We start from the raw sequence: 16,937 nt of genomic DNA, 5'->3' as shown, positions 1-16,937 counted from the left end.
CCGCTAGGGCGTGTCTGAGAATAGATGCACGAGTCAGCTGAGACCCTGGGGACATGTCCCGGTTCCAGATGCTCTCCGACGCCCAATGGGAGTTGATCGCCCCGATGCTCCCGACCCGGACCGGCCGCGCCGGCAGGCCGTTCGCCGACGCCCGCACCATGGTGGAGGCGATCATCTACCGATACAGGTGCGGAATCGCTTGGAGGGATCTGCCCGAGGTCTACGGGCCCTGGCAGACCGTGTGGACCTGGCATCGGCGCTTGGCCGAAGAAGGCACATGGGACACGGTGCTGGCCACGCTGACCGCCGCCGCTGACGCCGAAGGCCTGATCGATTGGTCGGTCTCGGTGGACTCCACGATCGCCCGCGCGCATCAGCACGCGACGAACATCACCCGCCTCACAGGGGGATGGGTCGAACTACAAGAATCCGCGTGAGGAGCCGGCCGATCACGGCATCGGGCGCTCCCGTGGCGGGCTGAGCACGAAGATCCATCAGCTCGTGGACGGGACCGGGCTGCCGCTGGTCAGCCTGATCACCCCCGGCCAGGCAGGGGACTCCCCGATGCTGCTTCCTCTTCTGGAGCAGCTGCGCGTGACCCGGCCAGTAGGGCGGCCCCGGACCCGCCCTGCGGCGGTGCTGGGCGATAAGGCGTACTCCTCCCGGGCGATCCGCACTCACCTACGTGCCCGTGGGATCAAAGCGGTCATCCCCGAACCGGCCGACCAGCAGGGCCACCGCAGACGGCGCGGTGCCCGCGGCGGGCGCCCCGTCAGCCTCGACGCGGACGCCTACAAGGGCCGCAACGTCATCGAGCGTCAGTACGCTCACCTGAAGCAGTGGCGGGGTCTGGCGACCCGGTATGACAAGTACGCGATCATCTACAGGGCCGCTGTGGTCCTGAATGCTGTGCTCGCATGGTCAAAACGATTGTCAGACATGCCCTAGGCTGGACCGGACCCTCGCCCGTGTCTGACGAAGGGACCGCATGCTCGTCACCCTGACCGCGCTCTTCGTCGTCGCGCTCGCCGCCCCGGTGATCTTCCGGTGGACGGGACGTCAGGGGTTCTATCTGCTCGCCGCCGCTCCCGCGGCGGGTTTCGTCTGGCTGCTCACCCAGCTGCCGCACGTGTTCGCGCTGCAGGAGGCGCTCGACGCCGGCCGGCCGGTCCCGGCCTCGGCGGCGCACCTGGACCGGTCCCTGCCCTGGGTGCCGTCCCTGGACATCACGCTCGCGTTCCGCATGGACGCGCTCTCCGCGTTCATGTCCCTGATCGTGCTCGGCGTCGGTGCGCTGGTGCTGGCGTACTGTGCCCGCTACTTCCGGGAGCACGAGGCGAAGGACGCCGTGTTCGGCGGCCAGCTGCTGGCCTTCGCCGGCGCGATGTTCGGCCTCGTCACCACGGACGACCTCATGGTGCTCTACACCTTCTGGGAGGTCACCTCCGTCCTGTCCTTCCTGCTGATCGGCTACTCCGGCCACCGCATCTTCGCGCGCCGCTCGGCCATCACCGCGCTGATCGTCACCACGGTCGGCGGCCTGGCCATGCTGGCGGGCCTGATCATGCTGGCCCACATGGCCGGCTCCTGGCGGATCTCCGGCGTGCTGGCCGCGGCCCCCGGTCTCCTCGCGGACGACGGCGGGCGCGTCCTGCTCGAGGTCGCCGTCGGCCTCGTGCTGATCGGTGCGCTGACCAAGTCCGCCCAGGCGCCGTTCCACTTCTGGCTGCCGGGCGCGATGGCCGCCCCGACCCCGGTCTCGGCCTACCTGCACGCGGCCGCGATGGTGAAGGCCGGTGTCTTCCTCGTGGCCCGTCTGGCCCCGGAGTTCCACGGCCTCGCCATGTGGCAGGTCCTCGTGATCGGCGTGGGTCTGTGGACCCTGCTGCTCGGCGGCTGGCGGGCCCTGCGGCAGACCGACGTCAAGCTCGTGCTCGCCTACGGCACGGTCTCCCAGCTCGGCTTCCTCATGGTGGCCAACGGGCTGGGCGTCCGCGACGCGGCGCTGGCCGGCCTCGCGATGCTTCTGGCGCACGCCCTGTTCAAGGCCCCGCTGTTCATGGTGGTCGGCATCATCGACCACGAGGCCGGCACCCGCGACCTGCGCGAGCTCTCCGGCATCGGCCGCCGCCATCCCGTGCTCGCCGCCGTCGCCGTCCTGGCCGCCGCCTCCATGGCCGGCCTGCCCCCGCTGTTCGGGTTCGTGGCCAAGGAGGCGGTCCTGCAGAGCCTGACAGACCACGGCGCGGGCCACGGCGGCCTGCTGGCGTGGGCGCCCCTCGTGCTGATGGCCGCGGGGTCCGTGCTCACCGTGGCCTACACGTGGCGCTTCCTCTGGGGCGCCTTCGCCACCAAGCGCACCCCCGACGGCGCCGCCGTGCCCGCCACCCGATTCCACACGCGCGTGACCTTCCTCGAGCTCGCCCCCGCCGCGCTGCTGGCGCTCACCGGTCTGGTGCTCGCGGTCCTGCCCGGGCCCCTCGAGCGCCTGCTGGCCGCCCACACGGCCACGATCCCGGCCCTGGACCCGGCCGCGTCTCCGGCCCACCTGGCCCTCTGGCACGGCTGGACGCCCGCCCTCGCCGTCTCCGCCGCGGTGTGGCTGCTCGGCGCCCTGCTCGCCCTCGGCCGGCCCCGGTTCGAGGCGTTCCAGCGCCGCGTCGAGTTCCCGGTCGACGCCCTGCGCACGTACCGGAAGATCACCGGCGCCCTCGACGAGGCCGCCATCTGGGTCACGGGCCGCACCCAGACCGGCTCCCTGCGGCGCTACCTGGCCATCATCCTCACGACGGCGGCCGGTCTGCCCCTCGCCTTCCTCCTGTTCCCCGTCGGGCGGGAGGACCGCGTCCTGGCCACCGCGTTCCTCGACGGGGACCTCCTCTGGGCGGAGAGCCCGGCGCAGCTGGTCATCGTCCTCATGATCGCCGTGGCCACCGTGTTCGCCGTCCGCGCCCGTCGCCGGTTCATGGCGATCATGCTGGTGTCCGTGACCGGCTACGGCTCGGCCGCCCTGTTCGCCCTGCGCGGCGCCCCGGACCTGGCGATCACCCAGGTGCTCGTGGAGTCGATCATCCTGGTCACCGTGGTCCTGGGCCTGCGCGTGCTGCCTCCGGACTGGCACACCCGCCGCACCGGGTCGCGGCGGCTCGGGCGGCTGACCGTGGCCGTCGGCTTCGCCGTGTCCATGATGTGGATCGCCGCCACCGCCCTGACCGCCCGCACCGCCGAGCCCATCTCCCTGGCCATGCCGGAGCAGGCCTACGTCCACGGCCACGGGCTGAACGCGGTCAACGTGACCCTCGTGGACCTGCGCGGGTGGGACACGTGGGGCGAGATCACGGTGCTCGCCGCCGCGGCCACGGGGGTGGCCTCGCTGATCTTCCTGCAGCACCGGGACGGGCGCACCCGCAGCATCGACGACGTCGCCCCCGGCTCCGTCGGCGATTTCGGCGCCGACTCCTCGCTCGGGGCGCGCGAGCTGTCCGTCGTGCGCAGCTTCGCCGTGGACGACCGCGAGGGCCAGTGGCTCGTGGCGGGGCACACGATGGCCCCCGAACGGCGCTCGATCATCCTGGAGGTGGTCACCCGCTTCCTGTTCCCGATCATGATGCTGCTGTCCGTGTACCTGCTGCTGGCCGGGCACAACACGCCGGGCGGCGGCTTCGCGGGCGGCCTGCTGGCCGGGTTGGCCCTGACGCTGCGGTTCCTGGCCGGCGGCCGCTTCGAGCTGCAGGAGGCCTCGCTCATCCCGGCCGGCGCCATGCTCGGCCTGGGCCTGGCGATCGCCACGGCCACCGGCCTGGCGCCGCTGTTCTTCGGCGGTCAGGTGCTGCAGTCCGCCGTCGTCGAGTTCACCGACCTGCCGCTGTTCGGCGACTCCCTGAAGCTCGTCTCGGCCACCGCGTTCGACATCGGCGTGTACTTCGTGGTCGTGGGCCTCGTGATGGACGTGCTGCGCTCGCTCGGCGGTGAGGTGGACCGCCGAGGCGAGGAGGCCCGCCGCGCGCGGGCGCGCGCCGCGGCCCGCCGTCGCCACCCCCGCATGGCCACCCCGTCCACGCCGAAGCCCGAGGAGGCCACCCCGTGACGACCGTCGACCTGGCCCTGCTCGCCGCGATGGGCGTGATGTTCGCCGGCGGCATCCACCTCGTGCTCGAGCGCAACCTGACCCGCATCCTGATCGGCGTCATGCTGATCAACAACGCCGCCGTCCTGCTGCTGTTCCTCTCGTCCGGCGGCACGGGTGCGGCCCCCCTGTTCGTGCCGGGCCGCGACCCGCGGGAGTACGCGGACACCCTGCCGCAGGCGCTGATCCTCACCGCGATCGTGATCGGCTTCGCCGTGATCGCGTTCCTGACCGCCATGATCTACCGCTCGTGGCTGCTCATCCGCGAGGACGAGGTCGAGGTGGATGCGGAGGACGTCAAGATCGCCCGGATGCCCGCCTGGGACGCGGAGGACGACGCGGAGCTCGTGGAGGAGTCCTCCGAGTTCCTGGACGACGCCGCGGACCCCAACGCCCACTACGAGCACGCCACGGAGTCCCGACCCCACGTGCGCCACGCCTCGCCCACGCCGCCCGCCCATCCCGGCCCGGCGTCCGTCGTCCGTGCCCACCGCGCCGACGGGGGGCCGCGCCCGTGAGCATCGGCACCCTCCCCCTGACCGACCTGGCCCCGCTGGCCGTCATGCTGCCCGTGCTGGGCGCGGCCGTGACCTTCATGCTCGTGCGCCGCCCCCGCGCGCAGATCACCGTCACGGTCTCCGCGCTCGTGCTCACCCTCGTGCTGGACGCGCTGCTGCTGGCCGCGGTCTGGGACACCGGGGTCGCGGCCGTCCACCTCGGCGGCTGGCCGGCCCCGCTGGGCATCAGCCTCGTGGTGGATCGGCTCTCGGCCCTCATGCTCGTGGTGTCGGCGCTGATCACCCTGGCGGTGTTGCTGTACGCCTCGGCGCAGGGGCTGATCAACCGGGACGAGGGTGGGCCGGTCTCGATCTTCCACCCCACGTTCCTGATCCTCGTGGCGGGCGTGTCCAACGCGTTCCTCGCCGGCGACCTGTTCAACCTCTACGTGGGCTTCGAGATCCTCCTGACGTCCTCCTACGTGCTGCTGACCATGGGGGGCACCGCCCAGCGCATCCGCGCGGGCATCACCTACGTGGTGGTCTCCGTGCTCTCCTCGGTGGTGTTCCTGATCGCGATCGCGATGATCTACGCGGCCACCGGCACCGTGAACATGGCGGACCTGGCCGTGAAGCTGGGCGAGCTGCCCACCGACGTGCAGATGGTCCTGCACGTGCTGCTCCTGGTGGGCTTCGGCATCAAGGCGGCCGTGTTCCCGCTGTCCTTCTGGCTGCCGGACTCGTACCCCACCGCGCCCGCCCCGGTGACCGCGGTGTTCGCGGGCCTGCTCACCAAGGTGGGCGTGTACGCGATGATCCGCACCGAGACGCTGCTCTTCCCGGGGGAGCACGTCAACGCGCTCCTGCTCGTGGTGGCCGCGCTGACCATGGTGGTGGGCATCCTCGGCGCGCTGGCCCAGACGGACATCAAGCGCATCCTGTCCTTCATCCTCGTCTCCCACATCGGCTACATGATCTTCGGCCTGGGCCTGGCCACGGAGGCGGGGCTGGCGGCCACCGTGTACTACGTGGCCCATCACATCACCGTGCAGACCACGCTCTTCCTCGTCACGGGTCTGATCGAGAACCGCGCCGGCACCGCGAACATCGACCGCCTCGGGTCCCTGGCGAAGGTCTCCCCGTTCGTGAGCGTCCTGTTCCTCGTGCCCGCGCTCAACCTCGGCGGCATCCCGCCGTTCTCCGGCTTCCTCGGCAAGGTCGGCCTGCTGCGCGGCGGCGTCGAGCAGGCCACGCCCCTGGCCTACACGCTGGTGGGCGTGTCCCTGCTCGTGTCCCTGCTGACCCTGCTCGTGGTGGTGCGCGTGTGGACCCGCGCGTTCTGGCGCCGCGTCGAGGACCTGGAGCACCCGCCCGCCCAGCTCGTGGCCGCCTACGAGCGGGCCGTCGCCCGTGGCGAGCGCCCCCGCCCGCTCGAGCCGGGCCTCGTGCTGCCCACCACGGCGCTCGTGGGCCTGACGCTGGTGTTCACGGTGGCCGCCGGTCCGCTGTTCGCCCTGGCCGACGAGGCCGCCACGGACATGCTCGACCGCTCGCCCTACATCGCGGCGGTGCTCGACGACGCCGCGGCCGAGCGGGCCGCGGCCACCCTCAGCGTCGACCCGACGGAGGTGCACGATGCCCGGAAGTGACTCCGCCCGCCGCGACGTGGTGCGCCCCGACCGGGTCCGGGGCATCGTGGCCCAGTGGCCGCTGATCCTCGTGATGGTGGCCGTGTGGTGCGCCCTGTGGCAGGACTTCGCCCCGCACGTGGCCCTGACCGGCCTCGCCTTCGCGCTGCTGATCCTCGGGCTCTTCCCGATGCCGGACATCCCGTTCAGCGGCCGTCTGAACCCCTGGTGGTCCCTCGTGTTCACGGTGCGGTTCCTCGTCGACGTCGTGCGCGCCTCGGTCAACGTGACCGGGGTGGTGCTGCTGCGTGGCCGCCGCGCCCGCGGCTCGATCGTGGGCGTCCCGCTGCGCAGCCACGACGACCTCATCATCACGCTCGTCAGCCACGCCCTGGTCCTGGTGCCGGGCTCGATCGTGCTGGACGTGGACCGGGTCCGCTCCGTCCTGTACCTGCACGTGCTCGACGCGACCACGGACGAGGACGTGGAGGGCTTCCGCGCCAAGGCCCTCGACGTGGAGGCGGGCATCATCCGCGCCGTCGGCACGCGTGAGGACCTCGAGCTGGTCCGCCGCTTCCCGAGTTCGGCGCCCCCCGCCGCCCGCCCCCCGAAGGAGGAGGCCTGATGGACCCCATGGACCTGGCCACGTGGGCCGGCGGGGCGCTGCTCGTGGTCGGCGCCGTCGGTGCGCTCTACCGGATCGTGCGCGGCCCCTCGCTGCTGGACCGGGCGGTCGCCACGGACGTGCTGCTCGTGGTGTTCTCCGGGATGCTCGTCCTGGAGATGGCCGTGCACCGCCACACCCACCACGTGGTCCTCGTGGTGCTGGCCGCCACCGTCGGCTTCGTCGGCTCGGTGACGGTGGCGCGCTTCGCGGAGGACCGGCGCCCGGACCACTCGCTCGAGGACCAGGCGCGCGTGCCCGGCACCACGGACGTGCCGGGCGGGGAGGAGGGCCGATGACCGACACCGCCACGCTCCTGGACTGGCTGGCCGCGTTCCTGCTCGTCAGCGGCGCCTTCTTCTCCCTGGTGGCCGGCGTGGGCCTGTTCGTGCTCCCGGACCTGCTGGCCCGCATGCACGCCGCCGCCAAGCCGCAGGTCCTCGGCCTGCTGCTCATGCTCGCCGGGCTGGGGATCGTGTGGCGGTCGTGGGTGTGGCTGCCCGTGCTGTTCCTGGCGTGGATCACCCAGATGGTCACGGCCCCGGTGGCCTCCCACCTGGTGGGCCGCACGGGCTACCGCACCAAGCACGCCCGCCGTGAGCTGCTGCACCGGGACGAGCTGGCCGCCGTCGGCCGTCGGGCCGAGCCCCCGGCGGACCCCGGGCCCCGCCGCGCCGGCGCCCGGCCGCGTGGGCGCCGCTGACGCCACCGCGCACAGCACGACGGCCGCCGTCCGGATCCCTCCGGACGGCGGCCGTCGTCGTGGTGGCGGGGCGGCTCAGACCTCGTGGTCCACGCGGTGCGCGGTGGACTCGGACACCTTGCGGATCGCGGCGCCGGCGCCGCGCTGGCCGGCGACCTTCAGCAGCGCCGCGACGCCCGCGGAGATGAACGCGAAGGACAGGGCCTCGACGAGGGGCAGCGTCTCGTCGGCCGCGTCGTCCGGGGCGCTGTGGCCGGTGACGAGCCGCCAGCCGCCCGCGACCACGCGGGAGCCGACGATGCCGCCGACCAGCGTGATGCCGGCGGACAGGGCTTTCTGGACGAGCGTGTTCATGGTGCGCCTTCCGTGGTCGGGGATATCACGTGCGGTTGCGGTCGCGGCCGACGACGTCGGACGGGCCGGTCTCCAGCCTAGCCCGCGGTGGGCACCGGGTCGCCGCTGACGTGCCGGCCGGGGTCGCCGTCGGCGTCCAGATGGGCCTGCAGCATGCCGGTGAGCTCGTGGTCCACGGGGATCTCGACGCCGTCGACGGCGCGCACCGGCAGGACGCCGCGCACCGAGGAGACGAGCCAGACGCCCTCGGCACCCTGGAGGTCCGCCGGGACGAGCGGGCCGTAGCCGAGCTCCCAGCCGTCCGCGTGGGCGGCCGCGAAGATCACGGCCTGCGACGTGCCGGCGAGGATGCCCTTCTGGCGCAGCGGGGTGAGGAGGCGGCGGACGCCGTCCTCCCCGGTGCGCACGATCAGCACCGTGGAGGTGGGGCCCTCGAGCAGGTAGCCGTCCGCGCTGGTGAAGACGACGTCGTCGGCGCCGTGGTCGCGGGCGTGGCGCAGGGCGGCCATGTTCACGGCGTAGGAGAGGGTCTTGGCGCCCGTGAGCAGCCACGGGGAGCGCTCCGGCGCCCGGGAGTCCAGGCCGCGGTCCAGCAGGAGCACGCGCAGCCCGGTGCGGCGCTCCTCGTCCTCGACGGCGGGGGCGGGGCTGAGCAGCGCCCAGGCGGAGGGCTCGGGCACGGCGCCGGGCGCGGCCTCGGGCCCGCGGGTGACGGTCAGGCGCACGGAGAGGCGGTCCCCGGCGGCCACGTCGTTGGCCGCGGCGAAGGCCTGCAGGCCCCGCTCGACGGCGGCCTCCCACGCCGCGGCGCTCGGCGCCGGCAGCTGCAGGGCGGCGGCCGAGGAGGCCAGGCGCCCCAGGTGGGCGCCGAGCTTGCGCATCCGCAGCACCCCGGCCTCGTCCGCGACGGCGAGCGCGGTCTCGAACAGGCCGTCGCCGCGCGTGACGCCCTGGTCGCTCACGCGCAGGTGCGGGACGGCGGGGTCGGCCACGCGGGGCAGGCGGGCGCCGTCCGCGCCGGCCTCGAGCAGCACGAGGACGGGCTCGCCGGGGGAGGGGGAGAACGGGGTGGGGGACATGCGCCCAGGATAGTCCGCCGCCCCCGGCCGCAGTGGCCGGGGGCGGCGGTGTCCCGCGCGGTCGGGCGCGCTCAGGCGCGGTGCGCGCCGCCGTCGACGGCCGGGGTGCGGCCGGCCTCGGGAGCCGGGGCGGACGCGGCCTCGGCGGCGGGGGCGTGGCCGCGCTCGAGCTGGGCGCCCTCCACGTCCACGTCCGGCATGATCCGGTCGAGCCAGCGCGGCAGCCACCACGCCTTCTCGCCGAGCAGGTGCATCAGCGCCGGCATCAGGAGCAGGCGCACCACGAACGCGTCCAGCAGCACGCCGAAGGCCAGGCCGAAGCCCATCGGGCGGATCATCGCGTCGTGGGCGAAGATGAACCCGCCGAACACGGAGATCATGATGATCGCCGCGGCGATCACGACGGCCCGGCCCGAGCGCAGGCCGGTCAGCACGGCCTGGCGGGCGGGCAGGCCGTGGGCGTAGGCCTCGCGCATGCCGGAGGCGATGAACAGCTGGTAGTCCATGGCCAGGCCGAACAGCACGCCGATCATGATGGTCGGCAGGAAGCTGAGCACGGGGCCGGGGTTGTGGACCCCGAACACCGAGCCGAGCCAGCCCCACTGGTAGATGGCCACCACGCCGCCCATGGCGGCGAACATGGAGAGCACGAACCCGCCGGTGGCGATCAGCGGCACCAGGATCGAGCGGAACACCAGCACCATGATCAGCAGGGACAGGCCCACCACCACGCCCAGGTAGAGGGGCAGGGCGTCGGAGAGCTTCTCCGAGACGTCGATGAACCCGCTGGTCATGCCGGCCACGCCGAGGTTGGAGGCCTCGCCGGCCGGCTCGGTGGCGCGCAGCTCGCGCACCAGCTCCTCGGTGGAGACGGCGTTCGGGCCCTCCTCGGGCAGCACCTGGAACATGGTGACGGTGCGGTCCTCGTTGAAGCCCGCGGGCACCACGGCGTGCGCGTGCTCGAGGCCGGCGAGCTGCTCGCCCACCGCCAGGCGGGCGTCCTCGGCCGCGTCCTCGTCCAGGCCGGCGGGCAGGTCCACGGTCACCACGAGCGGGCCGTTGTAGCCCTCGCCGAACTTCTCGGCGGTGAGCTCGTACGCAACCTGCGAGTCGGAGCCCTCCGGCTCGGACCCGCCGTCCGGCAGGCCCAGGCGCATCGAGCCGACCGGCAGGGCCACGAGCACCAGCAGGGCGACGGCCGCCAGGGCCGAGGCGATCGCGGCCGGGGTGGACATGGTCGAGCGGCGCCCGGCGCGGCGCACGGCGGCGGAGCCCTCGGCGACGGAGGCGGGACCCTCGTCGGCGAGGCGGGCCCGCTCCTTCTTCGAGAGGATCCGCATCCCGGCCAGGGAGAGCAGGGCCGGGGTCAGGGTGACGGCCACCAGCACGGCCACGGCCACGCAGACCGCGCCCACGGTGCCCATCAGGCCCAGGAACGGGATGCCGGTGACGTTCAGGCCCACGAGGGCGACGATCACGGTGATGCCGGCAAACACCACGGCGTTGCCGGAGGTGCCGGTGGCCAGGGCGATCGACTCGTGCAGGCTCGTGCCGCGACGCAGCTCATGGCGGTGTCGGTTGACGATGAACAGCGCGTAGTCGATGCCCACGGCCAGGCCCAGCATCACCCCGAGCACCGGGGTCACGGAGATCATCTCCACGGCGGAGGAGAACGCGAGCGCCCCGGCGGCGCCCACGCCCACGCCCACCAGCGCATTGACCAGCGGCAGGCCCGCGCCCACGAGGGTGCCGAGCATGACCACCAGCACGATCGCGGCGACCACGAGGCCCACGACCTCGCCCGGGCCCAGCAGGGAGGACACGGTGGCGTTGAGCTCCTGGGAGGGATGCACGGCGACGCCGTCGATGTCCGCGCCGGTGAGGGCGCCGGTGACCGCCTCCTTGTCCTCGGCGGTCACGTCCAGGGTCGGCGTGGTGAAGGTGACGATCCCGACGGCGGTGCTGCCGTCCTCGGACACGGTGCGGAAGTCCTCCGCGAGGGCCAGGGTGCGCTCGCCGCGCTCGGCCTCGACGCGGCCGTCCTCCAGCTCGGCGCGGCCGTCGGCGAGGTCCGCCTCGGCCTGGTCCAGGCGCTCCGCGCCGGCGGCCAGCTGGGCCCGGCCGTCCTCGAGCTCGGCGACGCCGCGCTCGTACTCGGCCCGGCCCTCGTCGATCTTCTGCTGCTGCGCGTCGAGCTCGGCCTCGGCCGCGTCCAGGGCCTGCTGCCGTCCCGCGGCCACCTGCTCGCGGCCGGCCTCGAGCTCGGCCTCGGACTCCTGCAGCTGCTGCCGGCCGGCGGCGAGTCGGGCGGCGCCGTCGTCGGCCTCGGCCTGGGCGGCCGCGAGCTGTTCGGCGCCCGCGTCGGCCTCGGCCTGGGCGGCCTCCAGCTGGGCGCGGGCGGCGTCGGCCTGGTCCTGACCGGCCGCCAGCTGTGCCTCGGCGGCGGCGAGCTGCGCCTCCTGGTCGGCGAACTGCTCGGTGACCTGCTCCGCCGGGATGCCGGCGGCCTCGGCCTCGGCCAGTGCGGCGTCCCGGGCCTGCTCGAGCTCGGCGCGGCCCGCGGCCAGCTGCTCGGCCCGGGCGTCGAGCTCGGCCTGCCCGGCCTCGAGCTCGGCCCACCGGGCGTCGAGCTCGGCCTGCGCGGCCTCGAGCTCCTGACGCTGTGCGTCGAGCTTGGCCTGCCCGGCCTCGAGGCGCTCCGCCTGCTCCTCGAGCTCGGCGCGGCCGGCGTCGAGCTGCTCCTGGCCTTCGGCCACCTGCTGCTCGGCCTCCCGGAGCGGGGCCAGGGCCTCGGCCGGCAGGGCGTCCAGGCCACGCTCCTCGAGGTCGGCGCGCGCGGCGTCGAGCTTCGCCTGCCCCTCCTCCAGCTGGGCGGCGGCCTCGGCCAGGCGCTGCTCGGCCGCGTCGGCCTCGGCCGTGCGACGCTCGAGCTCGGCCCGGCCGTCCTCGATCTCCTGGCGTCCGTCCGCGAGGCGCTGCTCGCCGTCGGCCAGCTCGGTGCGGCCCTCGTCCAGCCGGGTGCGGGCGTCGTCCTGCTGGGCCTGGGCCTCGAACGGGTTCACGACGCCCTCCACGGCCGGCTGCTCGGCGACGTCGTCCAACAGGGCGGTGATCTGCTCGCGCTGGGCGTCGGTCAGGGGGGAGCCGTCCTCGGTGGTGAACACGACCTGGCCCCTGCCGCGGGAGGCCTCGGGGAACTCCTCCTTGAGGCGGTCCGTGACCTGGGCGGTGGGCGTGCCGGGGATGGTGACGGTGGAGGAGAGCGTGCCGCCGAAGGCGAGGAACCCGCCGACGGCGAGGGCCAGGGCGAGCACCCAGGCGAGGATCACGAGGAGGGGGCGGCGGGCGGCGCCGAGGCCGAGACGGTAGAGCAGTGTTGCCATGGGAAGGGGAGGTCTCCGTGCGCTGGGGTGGGACGCGGCCGGACGCGGCGCGCCGCCTCCGATGCTACACCTAAGCGGAGCGAACCGCTCCGGTCCCAGCGCGGGCGCCCGACCGGCCCGCACGCAGACCCCGACGCCCCCGGCCCCGGGCACCGCCGCCGTCAGGCGGAGGGCAGACGCAGGATCAGGTCCGCCGCGGCGCGCGGGGCGTGCCGGGCCAGGTAGTCCTCCTCCTGTGCGGCCCAGCGGTCCCAGTGCGGGGCGAAGGTCTCACCGTCCCGGGCCAGCGCCCGCGTGCGTCGCGCGGGGGTCTCGAGCTCGAGCCACACCGCCAGGTCGAGCAGCGGTCGGGCGGCGGTGCTGAGCGCACCCACGCCCTCGCACACCACGACGTCGGCCGGCGCGGTCCGCCGCGGCGGGCCGGGGGCGGCGCGGTGCCAGTCCCACGTGGTCCAGGTCGCCGTGCCCCGCTCCCGCAGCGCGCGCACGACGCCCGGGTAGGGGCCGTCGTCGTCCACCGCGGCGGCCAGCCCGTCCCAGCCCCGGTACATGGACTCGATCTCGATCACCTCGACGCGCGCGAACGGCGCGATCCGGGCCGCGAGCGCGGCGGCGAGGACGGTCTTGCCCGACCCCGAGCGGCCGTCCAGGCCGATGAGCGCCGGTCGGGTCACGGGTCCTCCGGGGCGGGGTCCGTCAGTGCGGCGGTGGCCGCCTCGAGCACCCGCACCGCGGCCCGCAGCTCCGCGGCGGAGAACCCCTCGAGGGCGGCGCTCAGCCGCTGGGACATCGGTTCGAACGCGCGCTGTCCGTCGCGGCGGGCCGTGTCCGTGTGCTCCACCAGCACGCGCCGCCGGTCGCCCTCGTCCCGGTGGCGGCGGACGTGGCCCGCGGCGGCCAGGCGGTCCACGAGGGCGGTGGCCGAGGCCCGGGTGAGGTGCAGGTGGGCGCCGAGGTCCGAGGCCGTGACGGGCTCACCGGCCGCCGCGCGGGCCATCAGGTACGCGAGGGCTCTGAGGTCCGTGCGGTGCAGGCCGACGCCGCGGCCGGCCTCGTCGACGGCGTGCTCCGCGCTCTCGCTGAAGACGCGCAGGGCGTGGACCACGGCGAGGTGCTCCGCGGGGGCGGAGGGGGGCTGCGTGGTCATGGCCGGGAGTCTAGCCAGCCCCCATGGTTGTTTGATCATCGAACCATCCCCTACGCTCGGGGCATGCCCACCCCGCCCGACCTCTCCGCCTTCCGCACCCCCGCCGCCACGGGGCGTCCCCCTCGGGGGCTGCGGCTGGGCCTGGCCGCGGCGCTGGCCGTGGTCTGGTTCGCCGTGCTCGGCCTGGGCGGCCCCGTGTTCGGCAGGATCGGCGACGTCTCCTCGAACGACCAGGCCACCTTCCTGCCGGCGTCGGCCGAGTCCACCCGCGCGGGACAGGAGGCGGCGGCGTTCCAGGACGGCGAGGCCGTGCCCGCCGTCGTCGTGGGCCCGGCGAGCACCGCGGACCCCGCGGCCGCCTTCCCCGCGCTCGCGGACCTCGCGGGCCGGTTGGGCGAGGTGCCGGGCGTGACCGACGTCGCCGGCCCGATCCCCTCCGACGACGGCGCGGCGGTGCAGTTCCTGGCCTTCGTCGACTCCTCGGCCGGGGCCGAGCGGCCCGTGGCCGACGTGGTGGCCGACCTGCGGGAGGTCGTGGCGGACCCGGCGGCCGCCGACCCCGCCCTCGCCGGCACCGTGGCCGCGGACACCGAGTGGCACGTGGGCGGTCCGGCGGGCCTGGTCGCGGAGCTGGGCGGCGCGTTCGCGGGCATCGACGGGCTGCTGCTGCTCGTGGCGCTCGCGGTGGTGTTCGTGATCCTCGTGGCGGTCTACCGCTCCGTCCTGCTGCCGGTCCTCGTGCTCCTGACGGCCGTGGCCGCGCTCTGCGGCGCGATCGTGGCCGTCTACGGGATGGCACTGGCGGGCTGGATCCAGCTCAACGGCCAGGCCCAGGGCATCCTCTCGATCCTCGTGATCGGCGCGGCCACCGACTACTGCCTCCTGCTCGTGGCCCGGCACCGCGAGGAGCTGCTGGTCCGGGCGGACGTCGGGGAGGCGCTGCGGGCCGCCGTGCGCGGGTCCTTCGGCGCGATCACCGCGTCCGCCTCGACCGTGGCCCTCGCCCTGCTGATCCTGATGGCCTCGGACCTCAACTCGACGCGCTCCCTCGGCCCCGTGGCCGCCACGGGTGTGGCGTTCGCGTGGCTCGCCGCCCTGACCCTGCTGCCGGCGCTGCTGCGGCTGACCGGGCGTGCCGCCTTCTGGCCCACGATCCCGTCCCCCGAGCGCGCTCGCCGTCGCGCGCAGCGCAGAGCCGCCCGGGGCCGGGCCTTCACCCCGCCGCTCGACGGCGCGGGCCGACCCGTCGCCGGCCTCGAGGAGGACCACGGGGTGTGGACGCGGGTGGGCGCCGTCGTCGCGCGCCGGCCCCGTCTCGTCTGGGTCGCCACGACGGTCGTGCTCCTCGCCCTCTGCGGCGGTCTGCTGCAGCTGCGCGCGGACGGCGTCGCCCAGGAGGACGTGCTGCTCGGCGACTCCGACGCCCGGCAGGCCCAGGCCCTGCTGAGCGAGCACTTCGACGCCGGCGCGGGCGCCCCCGCCCAGATCCTCGCCCCGGCCGGGGACGCGGAGGCGGTGCTCGCCGCCGTCGCGGAGGACCCCGGCGTGGCCGAGGCCGAGGTCACCACGGACGCCCCCGAGGCCGCCGCGGGCCCACCCCCGGGCGTGACCGACGCGGAGGGCGGGGCGGGCGCCGCGTCCGCGCCGGAGCCGCAGCCCCGCGTGGTGGACGGCCGCGTGCTGGTCTCGGCCACCCTGGCGGACCCGGGCGAGTCCCTTGCCGCGCAGCAGACCGTGGCCCGCCTGCGCGACCGGCTCGCGGACCTCCCGGCCACGGGCGAGATCCTCGTGGGCGGCCCGGCGGCCCAGGCGCTGGACACGAACGTCACCACGCAGCGCGACCTGCGGGTCGTCATCCCGCTGATCCTCGCGATGCTGCTGGTCATCCTCGCGGTGCTGCTGCGCTCGCTCCTGGCACCCGTGCTGCTCGTGGCGGCCACCGTGGTCAGCTTCGGCGCGGCCCTGGGCGTCTCGGCCCTCGTGTTCCGGCACGTGTTCGGCTTCGAGGACGCCGACCCCACCGTGCCGCTGTACGGCTTCGTCTTCCTCGTGGCGCTCGGGATCGACTACACGATCTTCCTGATGACCCGGGCGCGGGAGGAGACGCCGCGGCACGGCACGCGGGCGGGCGTGCTGCGCGCCCTCACCGTCACGGGCGGGGTCATCACCTCGGCCGGCGTCGTGCTGGCGGCCACCTTCGCCGCGCTCGCGGTGATCCCGCTGATGTTCATGGTGCAGTTGGCGTTCATCGTCGCGTTCGGCGTGCTGCTCGATACGCTGATCGTGCGCTCCCTGCTGATCCCGGCGCTCGTGCGGGACATCGGCCCGAAGGTGTGGTGGCCGGCGAAGGTCGACTGAACCGCGCAGGAGGGAGGGGCCCGACCGTCAGTGCGGTCGGGCCCCTCCGGTGCACGGGCGCCTCAGGGGCGCGCGGTCACTTCTTCTTGGACTTCTTCGCGTCCGACTTCTTCGTGCGCCCGGCCTTCGGGGCGGGCGCGGACTGGGCGCCCTTCACGCGGCCCGCGGCGGCGGCCTCGGTGGTGGTGCCTGCGCTGCTCAGCCGGCCGTCGTCGGTGGTCAGGAACGAGCGCATGAACCACTGGAACAGCTCGAGCTGGGCCACCTGGTCGATGAGGATGTCCTGCGTGACCGGGTCGAGGTCCTCGGTGGCGTCGATCGCGGCGCGGTGGTCCGTCACGACGCCGTCGTAGACGAGGTCCAGCGCGGCCAGGTGCTCCAGGGTCGACGCGCGGCCCAGCGTGTAGTCGTCCCACGCGCGGGCGGCCACGAGTGCGCCCGGGGTGCCGGCGGGGGAGACGCCCAGGGTGGCGATGCGCTCCGCGAGGACGTCCACCATCCCGCGGACCAGCTCGATCTGGGGGTCGAGCATCTCGTGCACGCCGATGAAGCCGGGGCCCACCACGTTCCAGTGGGCGTGCTTCAGGGTGAGCTGCAGGTCGTTGAGGGCGTGCAGACGGCCCTGGAGGATCTCGGCGGTGCGTCGGCCCGTGCTCAGCGACAGGCCCGGGACGGTGTACTCGGCGGCGTTCTTCTCGGCCATGGTGGTGCTCCTTCTCCGTTGGGGTGGGCGCGCCGTCGGCGACGCCCCGTGATCCGCCATCCAACCGCGTGAGGTCGTCGTGTTTCCAGGTCTGAGCGGCGTGCGCGGGCGGGTCCGGAGCGGATCCGCGGCGCCGGGAATGGATCGCGGACGGCCCGCGTTGACCCCCGCAGAAGCAGAAGTGAGTGAAGTCGACTCAGGTTCACTTGACAGTCCACCGACCCGGTGGCAACCTGAGTCATGAAGGCTCAAGTCCCTGTGGCGTCGGTGCCCCCGGCCCGCGGGTCCGGCCCCC

Annotated in this window: 14 protein-coding genes; 8 read left to right on the top strand and 6 right to left on the bottom strand. The window is 74.4% G+C overall.

The annotated features are described in order from the left end of the window. Positions 1-53 precede the first annotated feature (53 nt). The 7 genes from AC0VX2_RS09655 (at position 54) to mnhG (ending at position 7,618) form a co-directional block, all read left to right on the top strand. A protein-coding gene (locus AC0VX2_RS09655) for an IS5 family transposase (RefSeq protein ID WP_136940265.1) occupies positions 54-948 on the top strand; the annotation gives its coding sequence in 2 pieces (ribosomal slippage) (positions 54-410 and positions 412-948; 894 coding nt in all). 40 nt (positions 949-988) lie between these two features. Then, positions 989-4,087 (top strand): Na+/H+ antiporter subunit A, encoded by a 3,099-nt coding sequence (locus tag AC0VX2_RS09650; RefSeq protein ID WP_144819991.1) that lies wholly within the window; start codon positions 989-991, stop codon positions 4,085-4,087. Then, positions 4,084-4,644, top strand: a complete 561-nt coding sequence (locus AC0VX2_RS09645) for a sodium:proton antiporter (RefSeq protein WP_070708910.1) — start codon at positions 4,084-4,086, stop codon at positions 4,642-4,644. The genes AC0VX2_RS09650 and AC0VX2_RS09645 overlap by 4 nt, the downstream gene beginning before the upstream one ends. Next, complete coding sequence (locus AC0VX2_RS09640; RefSeq protein ID WP_377562216.1) at positions 4,641-6,272, top strand: Na+/H+ antiporter subunit D; 1,632 nt, start codon at positions 4,641-4,643, stop codon at positions 6,270-6,272. The genes AC0VX2_RS09645 and AC0VX2_RS09640 overlap by 4 nt, the downstream gene beginning before the upstream one ends. Next, entirely contained in the window at positions 6,259-6,876 is a 618-nt protein-coding gene (locus AC0VX2_RS09635; RefSeq protein WP_356972320.1) for a Na+/H+ antiporter subunit E, read from the top strand. The genes AC0VX2_RS09640 and AC0VX2_RS09635 overlap by 14 nt, the downstream gene beginning before the upstream one ends. Next, positions 6,876-7,214 carry an MrpF/PhaF family protein gene (locus tag AC0VX2_RS09630; RefSeq protein WP_036383645.1) on the top strand — a complete coding sequence of 113 codons (339 nt, stop codon included), beginning with the start codon at positions 6,876-6,878 and terminating at the stop codon, positions 7,212-7,214. The genes AC0VX2_RS09635 and AC0VX2_RS09630 overlap by 1 nt, the downstream gene beginning before the upstream one ends. Then, positions 7,211-7,618: a monovalent cation/H(+) antiporter subunit G gene (mnhG, locus tag AC0VX2_RS09625; RefSeq protein ID WP_041104525.1), complete on the top strand. Its 408-nt coding sequence runs from the start codon at positions 7,211-7,213 to the stop codon at positions 7,616-7,618. Before AC0VX2_RS09630 ends, mnhG begins: the two co-directional genes overlap by 4 nt. Positions 7,619-7,693: 75 nt before the next feature. Here mnhG and AC0VX2_RS09620 read toward each other — a convergent pair whose 3' ends face one another. The 5 genes from AC0VX2_RS09620 to AC0VX2_RS09600 form a co-directional block, all read right to left on the bottom strand. Further along, positions 7,694-7,972, bottom strand: a complete 279-nt coding sequence (locus tag AC0VX2_RS09620; RefSeq protein ID WP_036317169.1) for a DUF4235 domain-containing protein — start codon at positions 7,970-7,972, stop codon at positions 7,694-7,696. Positions 7,973-8,049: 77 nt separating this feature from the next. Beyond that, a complete protein-coding gene (locus tag AC0VX2_RS09615; RefSeq protein ID WP_101966067.1) occupies positions 8,050-9,051 on the bottom strand; it encodes an aminotransferase class IV in 1,002 nt (333 codons plus the stop codon). A 71-nt stretch (positions 9,052-9,122) separates the two neighbouring features. Next, positions 9,123-12,434: an MMPL family transporter gene (locus AC0VX2_RS09610; protein ID WP_036317217.1), complete on the bottom strand. Its 3,312-nt coding sequence runs from the start codon at positions 12,432-12,434 to the stop codon at positions 9,123-9,125. Between the two features lie 161 nt (positions 12,435-12,595). After that, entirely contained in the window at positions 12,596-13,108 is a 513-nt protein-coding gene (locus tag AC0VX2_RS09605; protein ID WP_036317220.1) for a nucleoside/nucleotide kinase family protein, read from the bottom strand. Then, positions 13,105-13,581 carry a MarR family winged helix-turn-helix transcriptional regulator gene (locus tag AC0VX2_RS09600; RefSeq protein WP_036317223.1) on the bottom strand — a complete coding sequence of 159 codons (477 nt, stop codon included), beginning with the start codon at positions 13,579-13,581 and terminating at the stop codon, positions 13,105-13,107. The genes AC0VX2_RS09605 and AC0VX2_RS09600 overlap by 4 nt, the downstream gene beginning before the upstream one ends. 63 nt (positions 13,582-13,644) lie before the next feature. On the opposite strand from AC0VX2_RS09600, the gene AC0VX2_RS09595 reads away from it, so the two are divergent. Then, positions 13,645-15,939 carry an MMPL family transporter gene (locus AC0VX2_RS09595; RefSeq protein WP_036317226.1) on the top strand — a complete coding sequence of 765 codons (2,295 nt, stop codon included), beginning with the start codon at positions 13,645-13,647 and terminating at the stop codon, positions 15,937-15,939. A 76-nt stretch (positions 15,940-16,015) separates the two neighbouring features. Here the strand turns inward: AC0VX2_RS09595 and AC0VX2_RS09590 are convergent, their stop codons facing one another. Continuing rightward, the gene (locus AC0VX2_RS09590; protein ID WP_036317229.1) at positions 16,016-16,642 is read right to left on the bottom strand and encodes a Dps family protein; all 627 of its coding nucleotides are present in this window, start codon (positions 16,640-16,642) and stop codon (positions 16,016-16,018) included. Between the last annotated feature and the right edge of the window lie 295 nt (positions 16,643-16,937).

Source organism: Micrococcus sp. iso_239 (genome assembly GCF_056173395.1).
Note: the sequence above shows the minus strand (reverse complement) of the source record. Positions and strands in the feature narration are given on the sequence as shown.

Coding starts and splice junctions, on each gene's coding strand:
- AC0VX2_RS09590 (WP_036317229.1), bottom strand. CDS start 16,642: ATGGCCGAGAAGAACGCCGCCGAGTACACCGTCCCGGGCCTGTCGCTG.
- AC0VX2_RS09630 (WP_036383645.1), top strand. CDS start 6,876: ATGGACCCCATGGACCTGGCCACGTGGGCCGGCGGGGCGCTGCTCGTG.
- AC0VX2_RS09600 (WP_036317223.1), bottom strand. CDS start 13,581: ATGACCACGCAGCCCCCCTCCGCCCCCGCGGAGCACCTCGCCGTGGTC.
- AC0VX2_RS09650 (WP_144819991.1), top strand. CDS start 989: ATGCTCGTCACCCTGACCGCGCTCTTCGTCGTCGCGCTCGCCGCCCCG.
- AC0VX2_RS09610 (WP_036317217.1), bottom strand. CDS start 12,434: ATGGCAACACTGCTCTACCGTCTCGGCCTCGGCGCCGCCCGCCGCCCC.
- AC0VX2_RS09595 (WP_036317226.1), top strand. CDS start 13,645: ATGCCCACCCCGCCCGACCTCTCCGCCTTCCGCACCCCCGCCGCCACG.
- AC0VX2_RS09620 (WP_036317169.1), bottom strand. CDS start 7,972: ATGAACACGCTCGTCCAGAAAGCCCTGTCCGCCGGCATCACGCTGGTC.
- AC0VX2_RS09615 (WP_101966067.1), bottom strand. CDS start 9,051: ATGTCCCCCACCCCGTTCTCCCCCTCCCCCGGCGAGCCCGTCCTCGTG.
- mnhG (WP_041104525.1), top strand. CDS start 7,211: ATGACCGACACCGCCACGCTCCTGGACTGGCTGGCCGCGTTCCTGCTC.
- AC0VX2_RS09635 (WP_356972320.1), top strand. CDS start 6,259: ATGCCCGGAAGTGACTCCGCCCGCCGCGACGTGGTGCGCCCCGACCGG.